Raw genomic sequence first — 17,455 nt, 5'->3', positions numbered from 1 at the left:
GGACAACGATCCTTCGCCGCCAGGGAGAGGGTATCATGAAGACGACCTATACGGCGTTGCTGTTCGGAACCGCACTGAGCATCGCGAGTCCCGGCCAGGCACAGACCGCCAGCCCGACCAGTGTCGCCAGCACCGAAACCTATAACCGCATGGTCGTGTTCGGCGACAGCCTCGCCGACGGCGGCTATTACTTGACGCTCGACCCACGCCTGCCGCGCGACGCGGGTAGCTTCACGACCAACCCCGACCCGGTCGCACCCGAGGTCCTCGCGGCGCGACTCGGGCTGTCGCTCGATCCGGTCTATGGCAAGGGAGGCACCAACTATGCGGTCGGCGGCGCCCGCGTGACCGCCGCGAACGCGCTATCGATCCCGGTCGCGACCCAGATCAGCAATTTCCTCGCGGCCGGTGGCAGTTTCGGGCCGCGCGACCTCGTCTACATCCAGGGCGGCGGCAACGACTATTTCGCGTTCCAGGCAGCCGGCAGCTCCAACCCCGCGATCCTGACCACCGCAGCGACGCAGCTTGCCACGCAGGTCAGCCGCCTCCAGACCGCCGGTGCGACGCGGATCGTCACGCTCGCGGTTCAGACCGGCGGCGCGGCCGGGCTCCAGCTGTTCAACCGGACCTATGCCGCGGCATTGGCGGCGGCGAACGTCAACGCGCTGTATTTCGATACCGACCGGCTGTTCGGCGAGCTCGTCGCCAGTCCCGCGACCTATGGCTACACCAACATCACCGGAGTCGCCTGCACCGTCCCCTCGTCGCTCGCCTGCACGCGCGCGACGCTCGTGTCCCCGAACGCCAACGAGACGTACATCCAGGCCGACAGCGTCCACCCCGCGGGCATCACGCAGCGTATCCAGGGGCAGGCGCTGGCGAGCCTCGTCCAGGCGCCCGACCAGATCGCCGGGCTCGGTTATGCGGCGCAGGCGATGTTCCGTGGCCAGCGCGACCTGTTCGAGGCTGCCGAGCGTGGCGGCGCGCAACGCGACGGACACGCGCTGTCGGTGTTCGGCGGCGCCGACTATCATTATTATTCGAGCGGCACCTCCGCCCAGCGCGTCGGCATCACCGAGCGCGGCTTCGGCGGCACCGCGGGCGCCGACCTCGCGATCGGCAACGCATCGGGAGTCGGTCTCGCAGGTGGCTATTCGGACGGCACCGGCGACTTCAAGACCGGCGCCGGCAGCTACAAGCCGCGCGCCTGGTCGGTCAGCGGCTACGCGCGCGGCGACCTCGGCCCGGTCCGCATACTTGCGGACGGGACCTATGGCGCGATCGATTACCGCCACATACGGCGCACCGTCCAGCTTGGCCCGGCGGTCCGATCGCACGAGGGTGAAACCGACGGCACCTACGTCGCCGGGCGAGTGACTGCCGCGGTCGACCTGATCAAGTTCGGCGGGCTCGCGTTCGGTCCGGACCTCGCGGCGCAGTATGACCGTGTCCGCATCGCCGGCTATGCGGAGACCGGCGGGCTCTCGACGGCGGCGAGCTTCGGCAAGCAGGAGATCGAAAGCCTGACGGGCCGCTTCGGCGCAGTCCTTCGCACCGTTCCCGGAGAACCGGTGCGATTCTTCGCACGCGCCGGGTACGAGCGCGAATTCGACGACGATCCCCGCACGCTGACGATGACGCCGACGGGTGCCCCGATCAGCTTCACGAGCACGGTCGAACGCGCCGATCGCAGTTACATGAGCTATGCGATGGGGGTGGACGGCAATGTCGCAGGACAATTGTCGCTCCGCGCCGGTGTCGCCGGCTATGCGCTGCGCGACGACCGCAACAGCATCACAGCGTTCGCAGGGTTATCCGCTGCATTCTAGACGTGCGGAATTGGTCTCGGGGTGCGGCGATGCCACATCCCGAACCGCGTTCGACGAATTTGCGATGTCAGCTTGAAAATCATCCGGCGAACCGGTCATCAACGGAGGAATGGTGGAGCCGAGGGGGATCGAACCCCTGACCTTTCGCATGCCATGCGAACGCTCTCCCAGCTGAGCTACGGCCCCATTCCCGTTGGGAGGCGGGTCACTAACCGGACCCGCCCGGGTTGGCAAGCGGCGTAAATGCCGCCTGCCAAATTTATTCTGATTAACGCTCGTGTTCGTCCTGTGGCGTCTCGACGCCGAGGTCGTCGTCGCCGCCGAGATCGACTTCGTCGTCCGCCGACGGCTCTTCGTCTTCGCCGGTGATCGAGGCGATGTCCTCTTCCTCGTCACCCTCGAGATCCGCGTCGGGCTTTTTGGTGTCGGGCTTGGCCACCTCGAACGGCAGCGGCTGCTTCGACTTCAGGATGGGCTCGGGCTCCCACGCATACCCACATTCGATGCAGGTCACGGGGTCGGCTTTTTCGAGGTCGTAGAAACGCGTCGCGCATTTCGGGCACGAACGCTTCGTGCCCCATTCCGGCTTGATCATGCCGATAGAACCTTTCGGATGAATGGATTGCGGGGGGATACCCTCGCAAAGTGGGCGCGCCTTGCCATAGCGCAAGGCCACTGTCAAAAGCCCGGCCCCATGGCACACCCCCTCCCCACTTCGATGGACGTCGTCGCGCGCGGTCCACTGACCGGTTCGATCGCGGTCCCCGGCGACAAGTCGATCAGCCACCGCGCGCTGATGTTCGCGAGCTTGGCGGTCGGCACCAGCCGGATCGAGGGGCTGCTGGAGGGCGAGGACGTGCTCGCCACCGCGGCCGCGATGCGCGCGATGGGCGCGACGATCGAGCGCGGCGAGGATGGGATCTGGACGGTCGACGGTGTCGGCGTCGGCGGACTGCTCCAACCCGAGACCGCGCTGGAGATGGGCAATTCGGGGACGTCGACGCGGTTGCTGATGGGGCTGGTGTCGAGCCATCCGATCACCTGCACCTTTACCGGCGATGCGTCGCTGTCGGGACGGCCGATGGGGCGCGTGATCGAGCCGCTGTCGCAGATGGGGGCGGACATTACCTCTTCGCCGGGCGGGCGGCTGCCGTTGATGGTGCGCGGGATGTGTCCGGCGGTGCCGATCGAATACACGCTGCCGGTCGCGTCGGCGCAGGTGAAGTCGGCGATCCTGCTGGCGGGGCTCAACACGCCGGGGATCACGCGGGTGATCGAGCCCGTCGCGACGCGCGATCATAGCGAACGGATGCTCACGGGGTTCGGCGCGAAGCTGACCGTCGAGGAGACGAACCAGGGTCGTATCATCTCGATCACCGGCGAAGCGGACCTGAAGCCGCAGGATATCGTCGTGCCGGGCGATCCGTCGTCGTCGGCGTTCTGGCTGGTCGCGGCGTCGATCGTACCGGGCTCGGATATCGTCGTGCGCAACGTCGGGCTGAACCCGACGCGGATCGGGATCGTCACGGCTTTGCGGATGATGGGCGCGGATATTACCGAGCTCGATCCGCGGATCGTCGGTGGAGAGCCGGTCGCCGACCTGCGCGTCCGCCACGCGCCGCTAACTGCGATCGAGGTGCCGGCCGATCTCGCGCCGAGCATGATCGACGAATATCCGGTGCTGTTCGTCGCCGCCGCCTTCGCGACCGGCACGACGATCGCGCGCGGCGCCCACGAGCTGCGCGTCAAGGAATCGGACCGGATCACGACGATGCGGATCGCGCTCGAAGCGTGCGGCGTCGTTTGCGAAGAGTATGAGGACGGCATGGCGATCACCGGCTCGGGCGGCGCGGCGATTCGCGGTGGCGCTCGGATCGCCTCGAAACTCGACCACCGCATCGCAATGAGCATGGTCGTGGCTGGACTTGGCGCGCTTGAGCCCGTCACGATCGATGATGTATCGCCGGTGGCGACGAGCTATCCCGTGTTCTTCCGGTCGCTCGATGCGCTTACCGGCCGGGGGAATTAAGATGATCATCGCAGTCGACGGTCCGGCGGCATCGGGCAAGGGCACGATCGCGCGTGCCTTGGCCAAGCATTACAAGCTGCCGTATCTCGATACCGGGCTGTTGTACCGTGCGGTCGCGCTGAGCGTGGCGCGGATGGGGCTCGATCCGGAGACCGAGGCCGACGCGGTCGCGGCGTGCGATTTCAGCGATGCGCTGTTGAGCGATCCGGCGTTGCGTGACGACGATATCGGCGCGCTGGCGTCGGTGGTGTCGGCGCATCCTCTGGTGCGCGCGGCGTTGCTGCACCGGCAGAAGCGGTTTGCGGCGCAGGAGGGTGGCGCGATTCTCGACGGGCGCGATATCGGGACGGTGATCGCGCCGGATGCGGATGCGAAGCTGTTCGTGAAGGCTACGCCGAATATTCGCGCGCAGCGGCGGCATGCCGAGTTGCAGGCTCGGGGTGGGACGGCGAGCAAGGATCGGGTGCTGGCGGATATTCGGGCTCGGGATGCTCGGGATAGCGGGCGGTCGACCGCGCCGCTGGTGATGGCGGCGGATGCTGCGTTGCTGGATACGAGCTTTTTGTCGATCGAGGCTTCGGTGCAGCGGGCGGTAGCGTTGGTTGAAGCGCAGCGGGCGAAGAAGGCTGCTTCGGTTTAGGCTTACCCTCCATTCCTGTTGGCCCCACCCCGGCGAAGGCCGGGGCCCAATTGGAACGTCCGTAGTAACGAAGGGCCATCCTCAGTTACCGATGTTCCCCAATTGGGCCCCGGCCTCCGCCGGGGTGGTTGCTCTGCTGGGGGGAGCTACCGCAACCCAATATTGTTTCCCCGCGAAGGCGGGGACCCAGACTGGGCTCCCGCCTTCGCGGGAGAACAAGGAAGCGGGAGCGCCGCCCGTTATGCCCCCAGCCCCACCGCCCACAGCGACTTGACCCACGCTACCCTAAGACGTGACCCATGCTCTTCTAAAGCGCAGTAACCAGCGCAACCGCCCCGAACACCACCCCCGGCGCATTCGCCACGACGATCGGCCAGTCCCGCTTGTCCTTCAGAAACCCATACCCCACCCACAGCGCGCAGTTCACCATTGTCGCGAACGGCTGGACCACGGATCCCTTCTGCCCCGCAAGGTTCAGCATGATCTGGTCGATGTACGACAGGTACATTACGATCGCTGTCACCGTGGCGACCCAGCCCAGCACGAGAATGCCGCGTTCGTTCAAATCTTCGCTCCTGTGGTTAACCGCCCCTAACGAACCGCCGACGAACTTGCTCCGAGACGCGGTTTCGGCTACACAGGACCGTCCGGCGAGCGATGCTCGTGGAGGAAGGCGCGGAGACCCTCGAGTCTCACGCGCCGTTTTCGCATTCAGCGTCTACGTCCTCCGCGCCTCGTGCCGTCCGGATGCTGCGCCGGCGTTCGGTCGTCGCGGCAACGAAGGCCAAGACCAGCGGACCCAACCGCTTGGCCGGAAACAGACTAGGATTACTGAATTCTATGGCAACCCAGGTAATGCCGACCCGCGACGATTTCGCGGCGATGCTGAACGAAACGCTCGGCGACGCCGACAGCTTCGAGGGCCGCGTGGTGCATGGCACCGTGACCGGCATCGAGAACGACATGGCCGTCATCGACGTCGGTCTGAAGTCGGAAGGCCGCGTGCCGCTTCGCGAATTCGCAGCGCCGGGCCAGAAGGCTGACCTCAAGGTCGGCGACGAAGTCGAAGTCTATGTCGACCGCGTCGAGAACGTCCACGGCGAAGCGATGCTCAGCCGCGATCGCGCACGCCGCGAAGCCGCATGGGACAAGCTGGAAACCGAATTCTCCAAGACGACCCGCGTCGAAGGCGTCATCTTCGGCCGCGTGAAGGGTGGCTTCACCGTCGACCTGAACGGCGCCGTCGCATTCCTGCCCGGCTCGCAGGTCGATATCCGCCCCGTGCGCGATGTCACCCCGCTGATGGATATCCCCCAGCCGTTCCAGATCCTGAAGATGGACCGCAAGCGCGGCAACATCGTCGTGTCGCGTCGCGCCGTTCTCGAAGAGACGCGCGCAGAGCAGCGTTCGGGCCTGATACTCAGCCTGGCCGAGGGCCAGATCATCGACGGCGTCGTCAAGAACATCACCGATTACGGTGCGTTCGTTGACCTCGGCGGCATCGATGGCCTGCTGCACGTCACCGATCTCAGCTACAAGCGCGTCGGTCACCCGAGCGAAGTCCTGAACATCGGCGACACCGTCAAGGTGCAGATCATCCGCATCAACAAGGACACCCAGCGCATCAGCCTCGGCATGAAGCAGCTGGAGAGCGATCCCTGGGATGGCGCGATGGTCAAGTACCCGGTCGGCGCGAAGCTCACCGGCCGCGTCACGAACATCACCGAATATGGTGCGTTCGTCGAGCTGGAAGCGGGCATCGAAGGCCTCGTCCACGTGTCGGAAATGTCCTGGACCAAGAAGAACGTCCATCCGGGCAAGATCGTGTCGACCTCGCAGGAAGTCGACGTCATGGTCCTCGAAGTCGATTCCGAGAAGCGTCGCATCTCGCTCGGCCTCAAGCAGGCTCAGGCCAATCCTTGGGAGGCATTCGCTGCCGCTCATCCGATCGGTTCGACCGTCGAAGGCGAAGTCAAGAACGCGACCGAGTTCGGTCTGTTCATCGGCCTAGACAACGACGTCGACGGCATGGTCCACATGTCCGACATCGCATGGGGTGTTTCGGGCGAGGACGCGCTCAACCTGCATCGCAAGGGTGAGACCGTCGAAGCCGTCGTGCTCGACATCGACGCCGAGAAGGAGCGTATCTCGCTCGGCATGAAGCAGCTCGAGCGTGGCGGGCCATCGGCCGGCGGCATCGCAGCAGCAGGCGACAAGCTGAACAAGAACGCGATCGTCACCGTGACCGTTCTCGAAGTCCGCGACGCTGGCCTCGAAGTGCAGCAGGGCGACGATGGCGCGACCGGCTTCATCAAGCGCACGGATCTGGGTCGCGATCGCGACGAACAGCGTCCGGAGCGTTTCCAGGTCGGCCAGAAGTTCGACGCGATGGTCACCGGCTTCGATCGTTCGAAGAAGCCGACCTTCTCGATCAAGGCTATGCAGATCTCGGAAGAGAAGCAGGCTGTCGCGCAGTACGGTTCGTCGGACTCGGGCGCGACTCTCGGCAACATCCTGGGCGAGGCTCTCAAGGCCCGTACGGAAGCCGAGAAGAAGTAAGCTCAACGGCTTAACCAAGATTTGGCCCGGCATGTCGCGAACATGCCGGGCTTTTTCTTATCTACCCCATTTTGGTTTTTGACTGCGTCCGGATTAGTGCTAACGCTTCGCATGTTGACTTACATCAACGAGCGGAACTGCCACATGAGCGGGAAATCGAATGATTCGATCTGAACTAGTCTTGAAGATCGCCGAAGCGCATCCGGACTTGCAACCGAACGAAGTCGAGCTGATCGTCAGCACGTTCTTCGACGAGATTTCGAAGCGGCTTGCCGGCGACGGCCGTGTCGAACTGCGCGGGTTCGGCGCCTTTTCGACGCGCGCACGCGATGCGCGTACCGGTCGCAACCCGCGTACCGGCGAGGTCGTCGCGGTCGACGCCAAGCGCGTGCCGTATTTCAAACCCGGCAAGGAAATGCGCGCCCGCCTCAACGTGTGAGGTCTTGGCGGCGGCGCCGAAGCGTCTTAAGACCGCCTCGGATGCGGGCGTGGCGGAATGGTAGACGCACCGGACTTAGACATGCTTGAGTGCCCGCGGGGAAACCCGCGGCGTAGAACTGCTCAAATTCGGGGAAGCCTGTGAAATGGGAATCCCGAGCCAAGCCCGAGAGCGATCTCGGGAAGGTGTAGAGACTAGACGGGCAGCACCTGTATCCCGGCCTGCCGGGACATGGTGAAGGGATAGTCCAGACCACAAACGCCCTCGGGCGGCGGTGAAAACCGTAGCTGGTACGAAAATCCGTTGGGCCTAGGCCCGTGGGGGTTCGAGTCCCCCCGCCCGCACCATCCTGCCCAATGTGCCTGCCCGTTGATCGAAGCCAGCGACGCCACTGCGGCGATGCGGCCTACCCGGCAGCCGCACCCATCACTCTGCGCCCGACGATCCTTTTGCGGCGTGCATCAGGTCGACCAGCTGTTTGTTGATCGATGCGCCGTGCAGGTGAAGATGCACCGCATCATAGCCCTCGCGGCGCAAGCGCTGCCGCAGGTCGTTGACCGAGCTGCAGGCGCCGGATCGTGCCAGTTCGAATGCCCGCTCCACGGTGGTGATCTGTTCCGTCATGCTACCGCCCTAGGCGTTCCGTCGCCCCTTCGCGAGCGCTCATTCGAAGCCCGACCGATGGATTGGAAATGGACGCAACCGTGCTGGGTTAACTTTGTCGAAACCACGCGGCGGGGAGAGAGACAGCCGTGGGATCAGCCAGGGGGCTGGTTCACAGGGGACCTATCGAATGTACAAGTACCTGCTTATCGCGGCACTCGCCGCCGCACCGGCCGCGCCGGCTTTCGCACAGTCCGACGTGGGTCCGAATGGCGCTAGCGACGCTGCGACCGCGTATGGCCAGTCCGACGGCGTCAGCGGTCTGCGCGTCGAGCCGCGGATCGGCTACGACCGCGTCATCACCGAACTGAACGTCGAAGCCGGCGAAGACTCGGGCCGCCTCAGCGAAGGCAAGAGCGGCGTCACCTATGGCGGCGAGGTCGGCTACGATATGGTCGTCAACGGCGGCACCATGCTCGGCGTCTATGGCGGTATCGAGGGTTCGAGCGCCAAGCAGTGCTTCGACGGCGGCGACGGTGTCGACACCTGCCTGAAGCCCGGCCGCAACCTGACCGCCGGTGTGCGCGGTGGCTTTCTGATCAACCCAACGACGGTAGCCTACATTAAGGGCGGCTATTCGAACGGCCAGATCCGCCTCAACTACACCGATCCAACCTTCCCTGAGGACAATTTCCGCCTTTCGGACAACCTGAGCGGCTTCCACGTCGGTGCAGGCGTACAGGCCAGGTTCGGGCGCAATTTCTACGGCAAGCTCGAATACGTCTACACCGATTACAACGGCTATGAAGTCGTCGACGGGTCGGACAAGGCGAGCCTCGATTTCAGCCGTCACCAGGTCGTCGCCGGGATCGGCTTCCGCTTCTAATATCGTTCTTGCTATGTTCCGTGACGGTGTCTAGTTTCAGCCGATGAAACAGGCCCGCCCGGTTCGTGGTGCTACCCGCAATGACGAAAGCCGGCGGTTCAATCTGCCGCAGACCGAGGCGGATGGCGACTGGCTCGACATGCGCGAGGGGATCGACGGGATCGCGCCGAAGCTTCGGACGACGGTTACCGTCGAAACCCCGCGCACGGTCATCAGCCGCAACGCGTCGCCCGACGTGCCGTTCGACCGCTCGATCAATCCGTATCGGGGCTGCGAGCACGGCTGCATCTATTGTTTCGCGCGGCCGAGCCATGCGTTCCACGATTTGTCGCCGGGGCTGGACTTCGAAAGCAAGCTGTTCGCCAAACCATCCGCGGCAGCGCTGTTGCGCGCTGAGCTGTCGAAGCCTGGCTATGTTGTCGCACCGATCGCGCTGGGGACGAATACCGATCCGTACCAGCCGATCGAGAGCGACTGGCGGATCACGCGCGGCATCATCGAGGTGCTCAGCGAGACGGATCATCCGCTGACGATCACTACAAAGTCGGACCGCGTGGTGCGCGATATCGATTTGCTCGCGCCGATGGCAGCCAAGGGTCTCGCGGCGGTAGCTATGTCGATCACCTCGCTCGATCCGAAGGTTGCGTCGACCGTCGAACCGCGTGCGCCGCATCCCGAGCGACGGCTGGCGGCGGTGCGCAAGCTCGCGGATGCGGGCGTGCCGGTGTACGTGTCGATCGCGCCGGTCATCCCGGCGATCACCGACCACGAGATCGAGCACCTGATCGCGCGCGCGGCGGAGGCGGGGGCGACGCGGGCGTTCTTTATTCCCGTAAGGCTGCCGCATGAGGTCGCTCCGCTGTTCCGGGCTTGGCTGGACGAACATTTCCCGGATCGCGCGGGGAAAGTGATGGCGACGATCGCGTCGCTGCGCGGGGGTAAGGACAATGATCCGAACTTTTTTACGCGGATGCAGGGACAAGGACCTTGGGCAGACCTCCTCGGGATCCGGTTCCGGATCGCGTGTGCGAAGCATGGGCTGAACCGCGAGCGGGTAGCTTTGCGGAACGATCTGTTCCGGGCGCCAAGGGGGCCGCAGGGGGAGCTGTTCTGAGAAGAGGCGTGGTGGTTCCGAGCTCGGCTAAAGCCCCGTAGCAACCTGCCTGTTAGAGAGGACTGGCCAACCCTGTTCTCCCCTCCCTGGAAGGGAGGGGTTGGGGGTGGGTCGGCTTCCGCACACCCGAACCCCCGTGGCTCAAGCAGGCCAACCCACCCCCGGCCCCTCCCTTCCAGGGAGGGGAGAAGTCTCCACGTCGGCATGGTCGAGACCAAAGGCGCCCTATCCCGATCTACCGCTGATCGTCAGATCAAACTCGGGCGCTTCCTCAACCTTCTGGGTCCTCGGGTTGCCAAAGTTCGATCGGATTGCTTTCCGGATCATGGATGCGCGCGAAGCGGCCGAAACCGGGCATATCCCATTCGGGATCGGTAATTACCGCGATTCCTGCCGCACGAAGGCTCGCGATCAGGCCATCGAGGTCGTCGACGCGCAGATTGAGCATCCAAGGGCGATCTGCGGCGAAATAGTCGGCGTCGACGGCGAACGGCGCGAAGACGCTGGGCCCTGCCTGAGTCTCCCACGATCCATACGGCACCGACCCTACGCCGAGATGCTCGACATACCAGGCGCGTATCGCCTCCGGGTCCTTTGCCCGGAAGAAGAAGCCGCCGATCCCCGTCACGCCCATGCCCGCCCCCTAAGGTCGCACCGCCAAAGCCGATGCAACGATACCAGACGAGCGGCCACGACGCAGCCGACAGACCGGACGGTTTTGGTTGCTCCGTGCTTCGGGTGTTCAGGCTGTCGTCACGCCCAGCCTCAACGCTGAGCCTTGGATGCGACGCCGGTAGGGGCCGATCGGCGCGCTTAGTAGGCGCGGCCGATCAGGATGCGCTCCACCGCGGGTTCGCCGGTGAAGATGCAGGCGCCGTCGTCGCAGCCCGTCTGCCCCATCGGCGCGTTGCGGATCGTGAGCTTGAGCGCCTTCAACCGCTCGACGACCTTGTCGAGCGCCGCCCCCGTCGGCTTGGACCAACGGACGTCGACCCAGCCGGGGTTCTTTACGCCATCAGCGAAGTGCGCCTCGACCGCCGCGAAGTCGTTAGCGGGGACGATGTTGCCCTTCACGCGGTTCATCGATTCGACGTGGAGCGTCGCCTGGATGTCGTGCAGCATCCCCGAGACGTCGCCGACGAACGCGTCGCGCGGCGTGGCGACGCTGTCGAGCTTGCCGTCCTCGCGGTACAGGCGATCGCGGCGGATCACGGTGACGTTGCCGCCGGCCATGTCCCGACCGCCGACCTCGATCACGATCGGGGCGCCCTTCTTGACCCAGCCCCAGCGCTTGGTCGCGGCCTTGGCGGGCTTGAGATCGAGCAACGCACGGACCGGCTCGCCGAGCGCGGACTGCTTGGCGAGTTCGGCCTGGAGCGACTTGCAATACTCGACGATCGCCGCGTCCTCGGGAACGTCGCGCAGCATCGGCACGATCACGACCTGCCACGGGGCGATCATCGGCGGCACGCGCAGGCCGTCGTCATCGCCGTGGACCATGATGACCGCGCCGATCATCCGCGTCGACACGCCCCAGCTGGTGGTGTTGCACAGCTCGAACTCGCCGCCCGCATTCTGGAAGCGGATGTTCTGCGCCGACGCGAAGTTGGTGCCGAGGAAATGCGAGGTGCCCGCCTGCAGCGCCTTGCCGTCCTGCATCATCGCCTCGATCGAATAGGTCGCGACCGCGCCAGGGAAGCGCTCGTTCTCGGGCTTCTCGCCGGCGATGACGTGGACGCCGAGACACTCCTCCGCGAAATCGCGATAGACTTCGAGCATCTTGAGCGTCTCGTCGCGCGCTTCTTGCGAAGTGGCGTGCGCGGTGTGGCCTTCCTGCCAGAGGAACTCGCTGGTGCGCAGGAACATGCGCGTGCGCATCTCCCAGCGGACGACGTTGGCCCATTGGTTGATCAGCACGGGCAGATCGCGCCACGACTGGACCCAGCGCGCGAACGCGGCGCCGATGACCATCTCGGAGGTCGGCCGGACGACCAGCGGCTCCTCAAGCTTGGCGTCGGGATCGGGCACGAGGCGGCCGTAACCGTCGGCCTTGAGGCGGTGGTGCGTGACCACGGCCATTTCCTTGGCGAAGCCATCTACGTGCTCGGCCTCCTTCTCGAAGTACGAGAGCGGGATGAAGAGCGGGAAGTAGCAGTTCTCGTGGCCGGTCGCCTTGATCCGGTCGTCGAGCAGGCGCTGGATGCGCTCCCAGATGCCATAGCCCCACGGGCGGATGACCATGCAGCCGCGGACGCCGGATTCTTCGGCGAGATCGGCCTCGGAGATGACGGCCTGGTACCAGGCGGAGAAATCCGCCTCGCGGGTGACGGGGAGTGCGCGCTTTATCATGGCGTGCGGATAGCGGGTGCGCGGGGGTTCGTCACCCCACCCTCCATCGCGCTCCGCCATCCTGACGAAAGTCAGGCCCCAGGATACCACACGCACCGCTCTTGGCTCTGGGTCCTGACTTTCGTCAGGATGACGGACGTGTTTGTGTGGCGAAGACGGCGGTTTGGGGTGGGAGGCCTGCTCCGCCCTCGCTAGGAGCCACGCATGCCCACCGACCGCATCCTTCCCGCCATCGGCATGCGGTTGCTGTCGGTCGTGATCTTCGCGCTGATGAATACCGCGATCAAGCTGGCCGAGCGGCACGGCGCGAGCGTGTCGGAGATTCTGTTCTTTCGCCAGTTCGGGGCGTGTTTGCTGGTGTCGGCGGTGATCGTGGCGGGGCCTGGTTTGTCGTCGATCGCGACCAAGCGGTTGCCGGCGCATGTCGTGCGCGCGGTGGTCGGGCTGTCGGCGATGGCGTTCACGTTCAACGGGATCGTTGCGTTGCCGCTGGCGGAGGCGACGACGATCGGGTTCACGGTGCCGGTGTTCGCGACGATCCTGGGGGCGCTGGTGTTGCGCGAGCCGACTGGGTGGCATCGCTGGGCGGCAGTGGCCACCGGCTTTGCGGGCGTGTTGATCGTTGCGCAGCCTGGGAGCGGCGATCACTTTCCGTTATGGGGTGCGGGGTGTGCGCTGGCGGGGGCGTTCGGGACGGCGAGCGTGTCGATCCTGTTGCGGCAGATCGGCAAGACCGAGAGCGCGCTGACGACGGTGTTCTGGTTCTCGGCGCTGTCGTTGATCCCGTTGTCGCTGTTCTATGGCCGGGCGGCGCAGTCGCATGATCTGGTCGCGTGGGTGTGTCTGGCGAGCGTCGGGATATTTGGGGGGCTGGCGCAGATCGCGATGACGACGTCGTTGCGGCTCGGGCCGGTGTCGGTGGTGGTGCCGATGGATTATTCGAGCCTGTTGTGGGCGACACTGCTGGGGTGGCTGGTGTTCGACACGTTGCCGGCGGAGGCGACGTGGGTCGGGGCGCCGATCATCGTCGCGAGCGGGTTGTATATCGTGTGGCGGGAGCATGTCCGGCGGCGGGAAGAGACTGAGCAGGCGATTGCTTGAGCCCACTCGATCCTCCCCCGCCAGGGGGAGGTGTCGCCGGAGGCGACGGAGGGGGAGGAACACGCAACCAACGTGGCTCCTTACCTCCCCCTCCGTCTGGCAAGCGCCAGCCACCTCCCCCTGGCGGGGGAGGATCAGCACGTAGCGCACTATCTAAACCGCGCTGTCTCCAGCATCCGCTTGGCGCGGAGGTACATTTCGATGCGTTGGGTGGTGAACAGGCCTAGCGCCAACGCGACCAGCATGTCGGTGATCGCGAAGGCGTCGAGGTGGAGGGCGTGGCCGTCGCCGATCACGGCGCGCGCGCCGGTGCGGACTGCGACGATCGCGACGATGAACAGGACCGCTGCCGGGGACGACGTCGTGTTGAGTGCGTGGCTGTCGGGGTCGATCGTGATCCGCATGAGCTTGCCGCGTTGCCAGCCGAGCGCTGCGCCCATGACCAGGGCCAGTGCGCAGAACAGCCAGGCGAAGCCGTGCGGCGGGTACGTCACGAACATGTACAGCGCGACGGCGGCGTAGAGCGCGGGGAAAATCCAGAGGCGCTCGAGCTTGAGCGGCTTTACGATACTCATGCGGCGCCAGCGGACCGCGAAGACTATGCCGATGATGACCGCGGTGATCGCGTAGCTGATCCAGCCTTGTGCTTCGTGCGCCTGCATTGATCGTGGCCCCCACCCCTGTTGGGGCGGAGGCTAGATCGGTTGCGGTGTTCTGGGCAATCCGTTTTCCTGCGAACGCAGGAATCCAGGGTTACGGGCTGTTGCGTTCGTAACCCTGGGCTCCTGCGTTCGCAGGAGAACCGCGAGGTTTACTCCCCCGTCTGCGCCAGTGGGGCCGGGTCCTTCCAGACCAGCACCGGCTTGCGCGCCGCAAGCGTCTCGTCGAGGCGCGCGCGGGGCGCGAAGTGGGGGGCGGTCTTGAGGCTGGGGTCGCCGGCTTTCGCGCGTTCGGCGACCGAGCGGAGCGCGGCGATGAACTGGTCCAGCGCCGCCTTCGATTCGGTCTCGGTCGGCTCGACCAGCATCGCGCCGTGGACGACGAGCGGGAAATACATCGTCATCGGGTGGAAGCCCTCGTCGATCAGGCCCTTCGCGATGTCGATCGTCGAGAAGCCGGCGGCGAGACCCGAGTCCGAGAACAGCGCCTCGTGCATGCACGGACCCGACGGGCCAAACGGTGCGTCGAGCGTGTCGTCGAGGCTGCGCAGGATGTAGTTCGCGTTGAGCACCGCGTCCTCGGACACCTGGCGCAGGCCGTCGGCGCCGTGGCTGAGGATGTACGTCAGCGCGCGCGTGAACATGCCCATCTGGCCGTGGAACGCGACCATGCGGCCGAAGCTGCCGGCGTGATGCTCGCCGGCGGTTTCCTCCTCGACGAGGACGAACTGGCCGTCCTGGTTCTCGACGAACGGGAGCGGTGCGTAGGGGGTCAAAGCCTCCGAGAACACCACCGGGCCCGAGCCTGGGCCGCCGCCGCCGTGGGGCGTCGAGAAGGTCTTGTGCAGGTTGATGTGCATTGCGTCGATGCCGAGATCGCCTGGCCGGACGCGACCGACGATCGCGTTGAAGTTCGCGCCGTCGCAATAGACGAAGCCACCCGCCGCGTGCACCGCGTCGGAGATCTCGCGCATGTCGCGCTCGAACAGTCCACACGTGTTGGGGTTGGTGATCATCACGCCGGCGACGTCGGGGCCGAGCCGGGCCTTCAGCGCGGCGGTGTCGACGCGGCCTTCGGCGGTGGCGGGGATGTCCTCGACGCTATAGCCGGCGAAGGCTGCGGTGGCGGGGTTGGTGCCGTGCGCGCTCTCCGGGACGAGGATGATCTTCCGCGCGCCTTCGCCCTTGGCTTCGAGCGCGGCGCGGATCGCGAGGATGCCGCAGAGCTCGCCGTGCGCGCCCGCCTTGGGGCTCATCGCGACCGAAGTCATGCCGGTGAGCGTGACGAGCCAGTGCGCGAGCTGGTGAATGACTTCGAGTGCGCCCTGCACCGTGTCGACCGGCTGGAGCGGGTGCACGTCGGAGAACCCGGGGAGCCGCGCCATCTTCTCGTTGAGGCGCGGGTTGTGCTTCATGGTGCACGAGCCGAGCGGGAAGAAGCCGAGGTCGATGCCGTAGTTCTGGCGCGAGAGGCGGGTGTAGTGGCGGACGGTTTCCGGCTCGGAGAGACCGGGGAGGCCGATTGGTGCGGTGCGCGACAGGTTGCCGAGGCGCGATAGCCCTCTCCTCTCCGGGGAGAGGGTTGGGTGAGGGGCTGCTCCAGACGCAACACTGCTGGGCTGCCCCTCACCCCGGCCCTCTCCCCGGAGGGGAGAGGGAGCAGCGAAATCTACGCCGGTGGTATGCGTGTCGCCGATCTCGAAGATCAGCGCCTCTTCCAGCATCAGGGCCTTGTTGCCGGTTACCGATGCTGGGACGTTACCCGTGTTCGCCTCGGGCGAGGTCGGGCGCCAGCCGCTCTGGTTGATGCTCATGCCAGTATCTCCCCAAGGACGGTGGATAGTGCGGATGCAAGCGTTTCGACGTCCTCCGCGGTGGTCGTTTCCGTCACGGCGACGACGAGGCCGTTCGCGAGGGCGTCCTGGCCGGGGTAAAGACGCCCGAGCGATACGCCGGCGAGGATGCCGCGATCGGCGAGCGTGCGGACGACGGGGCGGGCTTCGGTCGGAAGCTTCAGCGTGAACTCGTTGAAGAAGCTGTCGTTGACGAGTTCCACACCGGGGATCTGCGAGAGGCGTTCAGCGGCGGACACCGCGCCTGCGTGGTTCACCTCGGCCAACTGGCGCAGACCAGCTTCACCGAGCAGCGTCATGTGGATCGAGAACGCCAGCGCGCAGAGGCCCGAGTTGGTGCAGATGTTCGACGTCGCCTTTTCGCGGCGGATGTGCTGCTCGCGGGTCGACAGCGTGAGGACGAAACCGCGGCGGCCGTCGGCGTCGACGGTCTCGCCGCAAAGGCGGCCCGGCATCTGGCGGACGTATTTGTCCTTGCAACCAAAGAGCCCGACATAAGGCCCGCCGAACTGGAGGCCGACACCGAGCGACTGGCCTTCGCCGACGACGATGTCCGCGTCCATCTCGCCGGGCGACGTGATCGCGCCCAAGGCGACGGGCTCGGTGACGACCGCGATCAGCAGCGCCTTCTTCGCGTGGCACGCGTCCGCCAGCGGGCGCAGGTCGGCGATGCGGCCGAGGATGTCGGGGTACTGGACGACGACGCAGGAGGTGTCGTCGTCGATCTTCGCGATCAGCTGGTCGAGGTCCATGTCGGCGACCAGTTCGGGCACGCTCGTATCGAGCACGTCGCCGGTGAACTTGGCCATCGTGTTCGCGACCGAGACGTAATGGGGGTGGAGGCCCGACGACAGGATCGCCTTGCCCCGCTTGGTGATGCGACGCGCCATCACGATCGCTTCCCAGCACGCGGTCGAGCCGTCGTACATCGAGGCGTTGGCGACGTCGGTGCCGAGCAGCCGCGCGACCTGCGTCTGGAACTCGAACAGCATCTGCAGCGTGCCCTGCGCGATTTCCGGCTGGTACGGCGTGTAGGCGGTGAGGAACTCGCCGCGCTGGATCAGGTGGTCGACCGACGCAGGAACGTGATGCTTGTACGCGCCGCAGCCGAGGAAGAACGGTGCTTCGCCGGCGGTGAGGTTCTTCTTGGCGAGCGCCGACATGTGGCGTTCGACCGCCATTTCGGAGGCGTGCATCGGCAGGTCGCGGACCGGGCCGTCGAGGCGGGCGGCTTCGGGAACGTCGACGAACAGGTCGTCGATGGTCGCGGCGCCGATGACGGCGAGCATTTCCGCGCGGTCGGGCTGGGTCAGGGGAAGGTAGCGCATCGGCATCGACTCCCCCCTCCCGCATGCGGGAGGGGTCGGGGGTGGGCGCCCGGCCTATTGCGGGCG

The 17,455-nt window shown here is 65.8% G+C and carries 16 protein-coding genes and 1 tRNA gene; 8 read left to right on the top strand and 9 right to left on the bottom strand.

Going from position 1 to position 17,455, the window contains the following annotated elements:
• Positions 1-35 precede the first annotated feature (35 nt).
• Positions 36-1,829: an autotransporter outer membrane beta-barrel domain-containing protein gene (locus C8J47_RS03220; RefSeq protein ID WP_121884401.1), complete on the top strand. Its 1,794-nt coding sequence runs from the start codon at positions 36-38 to the stop codon at positions 1,827-1,829.
• 110 nt (positions 1,830-1,939) lie between these two features.
• Here C8J47_RS03220 and C8J47_RS03215 read toward each other — a convergent pair.
• Both C8J47_RS03215 and C8J47_RS03210 read right to left on the bottom strand, forming a co-directional pair.
• A tRNA-Ala gene (locus C8J47_RS03215) sits at positions 1,940-2,015 on the bottom strand.
• Positions 2,016-2,097: 82 nt separating this feature from the next.
• A complete protein-coding gene (locus C8J47_RS03210; RefSeq protein ID WP_031395784.1) occupies positions 2,098-2,424 on the bottom strand; it encodes a TIGR02300 family protein in 327 nt (108 codons plus the stop codon).
• A 99-nt stretch (positions 2,425-2,523) separates the two neighbouring features.
• Between C8J47_RS03210 and aroA the strand changes: the two genes are divergently transcribed.
• Positions 2,524-3,858: a 3-phosphoshikimate 1-carboxyvinyltransferase gene (aroA, locus tag C8J47_RS03205; RefSeq protein ID WP_121884400.1), complete on the top strand. Its 1,335-nt coding sequence runs from the start codon at positions 2,524-2,526 to the stop codon at positions 3,856-3,858.
• Between the two features lies 1 nt (position 3,859).
• Complete coding sequence (gene cmk / locus C8J47_RS03200) at positions 3,860-4,498, top strand: (d)CMP kinase (protein WP_056051420.1); 639 nt, start codon at positions 3,860-3,862, stop codon at positions 4,496-4,498.
• 307 nt (positions 4,499-4,805) lie between these two features.
• Here the strand turns inward: cmk and C8J47_RS03195 are convergent, their stop codons facing one another.
• The gene (locus C8J47_RS03195) at positions 4,806-5,063 is read right to left on the bottom strand and encodes a SemiSWEET family transporter (RefSeq protein ID WP_056060411.1); all 258 of its coding nucleotides are present in this window, start codon (positions 5,061-5,063) and stop codon (positions 4,806-4,808) included.
• Between the two features lie 275 nt (positions 5,064-5,338).
• Between C8J47_RS03195 and rpsA the strand changes: the two genes are divergently transcribed.
• Complete coding sequence (gene rpsA, locus C8J47_RS03190) at positions 5,339-7,057, top strand: 30S ribosomal protein S1 (protein WP_055879635.1); 1,719 nt, start codon at positions 5,339-5,341, stop codon at positions 7,055-7,057.
• 160 nt (positions 7,058-7,217) lie between these two features.
• Positions 7,218-7,496: an integration host factor subunit beta gene (gene ihfB, locus C8J47_RS03185; RefSeq protein ID WP_056051424.1), complete on the top strand. Its 279-nt coding sequence runs from the start codon at positions 7,218-7,220 to the stop codon at positions 7,494-7,496.
• A 426-nt stretch (positions 7,497-7,922) separates the two neighbouring features.
• Here the strand turns inward: ihfB and C8J47_RS03180 are convergent, their stop codons facing one another.
• On the bottom strand, positions 7,923-8,120 hold the full coding sequence (locus tag C8J47_RS03180) for a hypothetical protein (protein ID WP_082470946.1): 198 nt from the start codon (positions 8,118-8,120) through the stop codon (positions 7,923-7,925).
• A gap of 169 nt (positions 8,121-8,289) precedes the next feature.
• On the opposite strand from C8J47_RS03180, the gene C8J47_RS03175 reads away from it, so the two are divergent.
• Both C8J47_RS03175 and C8J47_RS03170 read left to right on the top strand, forming a co-directional pair.
• Entirely contained in the window at positions 8,290-8,985 is a 696-nt protein-coding gene (locus tag C8J47_RS03175; RefSeq protein WP_121884399.1) for an outer membrane protein, read from the top strand.
• 43 nt (positions 8,986-9,028) lie between these two features.
• Positions 9,029-10,099 carry a PA0069 family radical SAM protein gene (locus tag C8J47_RS03170; protein ID WP_121884398.1) on the top strand — a complete coding sequence of 357 codons (1,071 nt, stop codon included), beginning with the start codon at positions 9,029-9,031 and terminating at the stop codon, positions 10,097-10,099.
• 271 nt (positions 10,100-10,370) lie between these two features.
• Here the strand turns inward: C8J47_RS03170 and C8J47_RS03165 are convergent, their stop codons facing one another.
• Positions 10,371-10,733, bottom strand: coding sequence for a VOC family protein (locus tag C8J47_RS03165; protein WP_121884397.1), 363 nt, complete (start codon positions 10,731-10,733; stop codon positions 10,371-10,373).
• 179 nt (positions 10,734-10,912) lie between these two features.
• Positions 10,913-12,448, bottom strand: a complete 1,536-nt coding sequence (locus C8J47_RS03160) for an aminoacyl--tRNA ligase-related protein (RefSeq protein ID WP_121884396.1) — start codon at positions 12,446-12,448, stop codon at positions 10,913-10,915.
• Positions 12,449-12,652: 204 nt separating this feature from the next.
• Here C8J47_RS03160 and C8J47_RS03155 point away from each other — a divergent pair, with 204 nt between their 5' ends.
• A complete protein-coding gene (locus C8J47_RS03155; RefSeq protein ID WP_121884395.1) occupies positions 12,653-13,549 on the top strand; it encodes a DMT family transporter in 897 nt (298 codons plus the stop codon).
• A gap of 149 nt (positions 13,550-13,698) precedes the next feature.
• On the opposite strand, the gene C8J47_RS03150 is transcribed toward C8J47_RS03155, so the two are convergent.
• The 3 genes from C8J47_RS03150 to gcvPA form a co-directional block, all read right to left on the bottom strand.
• Positions 13,699-14,211, bottom strand: coding sequence for a CcdC protein domain-containing protein (locus C8J47_RS03150; RefSeq protein WP_121884394.1), 513 nt, complete (start codon positions 14,209-14,211; stop codon positions 13,699-13,701).
• Between the two features lie 149 nt (positions 14,212-14,360).
• Complete coding sequence (gene gcvPB / locus C8J47_RS03145; protein ID WP_121884393.1) at positions 14,361-16,022, bottom strand: aminomethyl-transferring glycine dehydrogenase subunit GcvPB; 1,662 nt, start codon at positions 16,020-16,022, stop codon at positions 14,361-14,363.
• Positions 16,019-17,389, bottom strand: a complete 1,371-nt coding sequence (gene gcvPA, locus C8J47_RS03140; protein ID WP_121884392.1) for an aminomethyl-transferring glycine dehydrogenase subunit GcvPA — start codon at positions 17,387-17,389, stop codon at positions 16,019-16,021. Before gcvPA ends, gcvPB begins: the two co-directional genes overlap by 4 nt.
• Between the last annotated feature and the right edge of the window lie 66 nt (positions 17,390-17,455).

Origin of the sequence: Sphingomonas sp. PP-F2F-G114-C0414 (assembly GCF_003688595.1) — a bacterium.
Classification (GTDB): domain Bacteria; phylum Pseudomonadota; class Alphaproteobacteria; order Sphingomonadales; family Sphingomonadaceae; genus Sphingomonas.
Note: the sequence above shows the minus strand (reverse complement) of the source record. Positions and strands in the feature narration are given on the sequence as shown.

Coding starts and splice junctions, on each gene's coding strand:
- rpsA (WP_055879635.1), top strand. CDS start 5,339: ATGGCAACCCAGGTAATGCCGACCCGCGACGATTTCGCGGCGATGCTG.
- gcvPB (WP_121884393.1), bottom strand. CDS start 16,022: ATGAGCATCAACCAGAGCGGCTGGCGCCCGACCTCGCCCGAGGCGAAC.
- C8J47_RS03155 (WP_121884395.1), top strand. CDS start 12,653: ATGCCCACCGACCGCATCCTTCCCGCCATCGGCATGCGGTTGCTGTCG.
- C8J47_RS03150 (WP_121884394.1), bottom strand. CDS start 14,211: ATGCAGGCGCACGAAGCACAAGGCTGGATCAGCTACGCGATCACCGCG.
- C8J47_RS03175 (WP_121884399.1), top strand. CDS start 8,290: ATGTACAAGTACCTGCTTATCGCGGCACTCGCCGCCGCACCGGCCGCG.
- C8J47_RS03210 (WP_031395784.1), bottom strand. CDS start 2,424: ATGATCAAGCCGGAATGGGGCACGAAGCGTTCGTGCCCGAAATGCGCG.
- aroA (WP_121884400.1), top strand. CDS start 2,524: ATGGCACACCCCCTCCCCACTTCGATGGACGTCGTCGCGCGCGGTCCA.
- ihfB (WP_056051424.1), top strand. CDS start 7,218: ATGATTCGATCTGAACTAGTCTTGAAGATCGCCGAAGCGCATCCGGAC.
- C8J47_RS03180 (WP_082470946.1), bottom strand. CDS start 8,120: ATGACGGAACAGATCACCACCGTGGAGCGGGCATTCGAACTGGCACGA.
- C8J47_RS03165 (WP_121884397.1), bottom strand. CDS start 10,733: ATGGGCGTGACGGGGATCGGCGGCTTCTTCTTCCGGGCAAAGGACCCG.
- C8J47_RS03170 (WP_121884398.1), top strand. CDS start 9,029: ATGAAACAGGCCCGCCCGGTTCGTGGTGCTACCCGCAATGACGAAAGC.
- C8J47_RS03160 (WP_121884396.1), bottom strand. CDS start 12,448: ATGATAAAGCGCGCACTCCCCGTCACCCGCGAGGCGGATTTCTCCGCC.
- cmk (WP_056051420.1), top strand. CDS start 3,860: ATGATCATCGCAGTCGACGGTCCGGCGGCATCGGGCAAGGGCACGATC.
- C8J47_RS03220 (WP_121884401.1), top strand. CDS start 36: ATGAAGACGACCTATACGGCGTTGCTGTTCGGAACCGCACTGAGCATC.
- gcvPA (WP_121884392.1), bottom strand. CDS start 17,389: ATGCGCTACCTTCCCCTGACCCAGCCCGACCGCGCGGAAATGCTCGCC.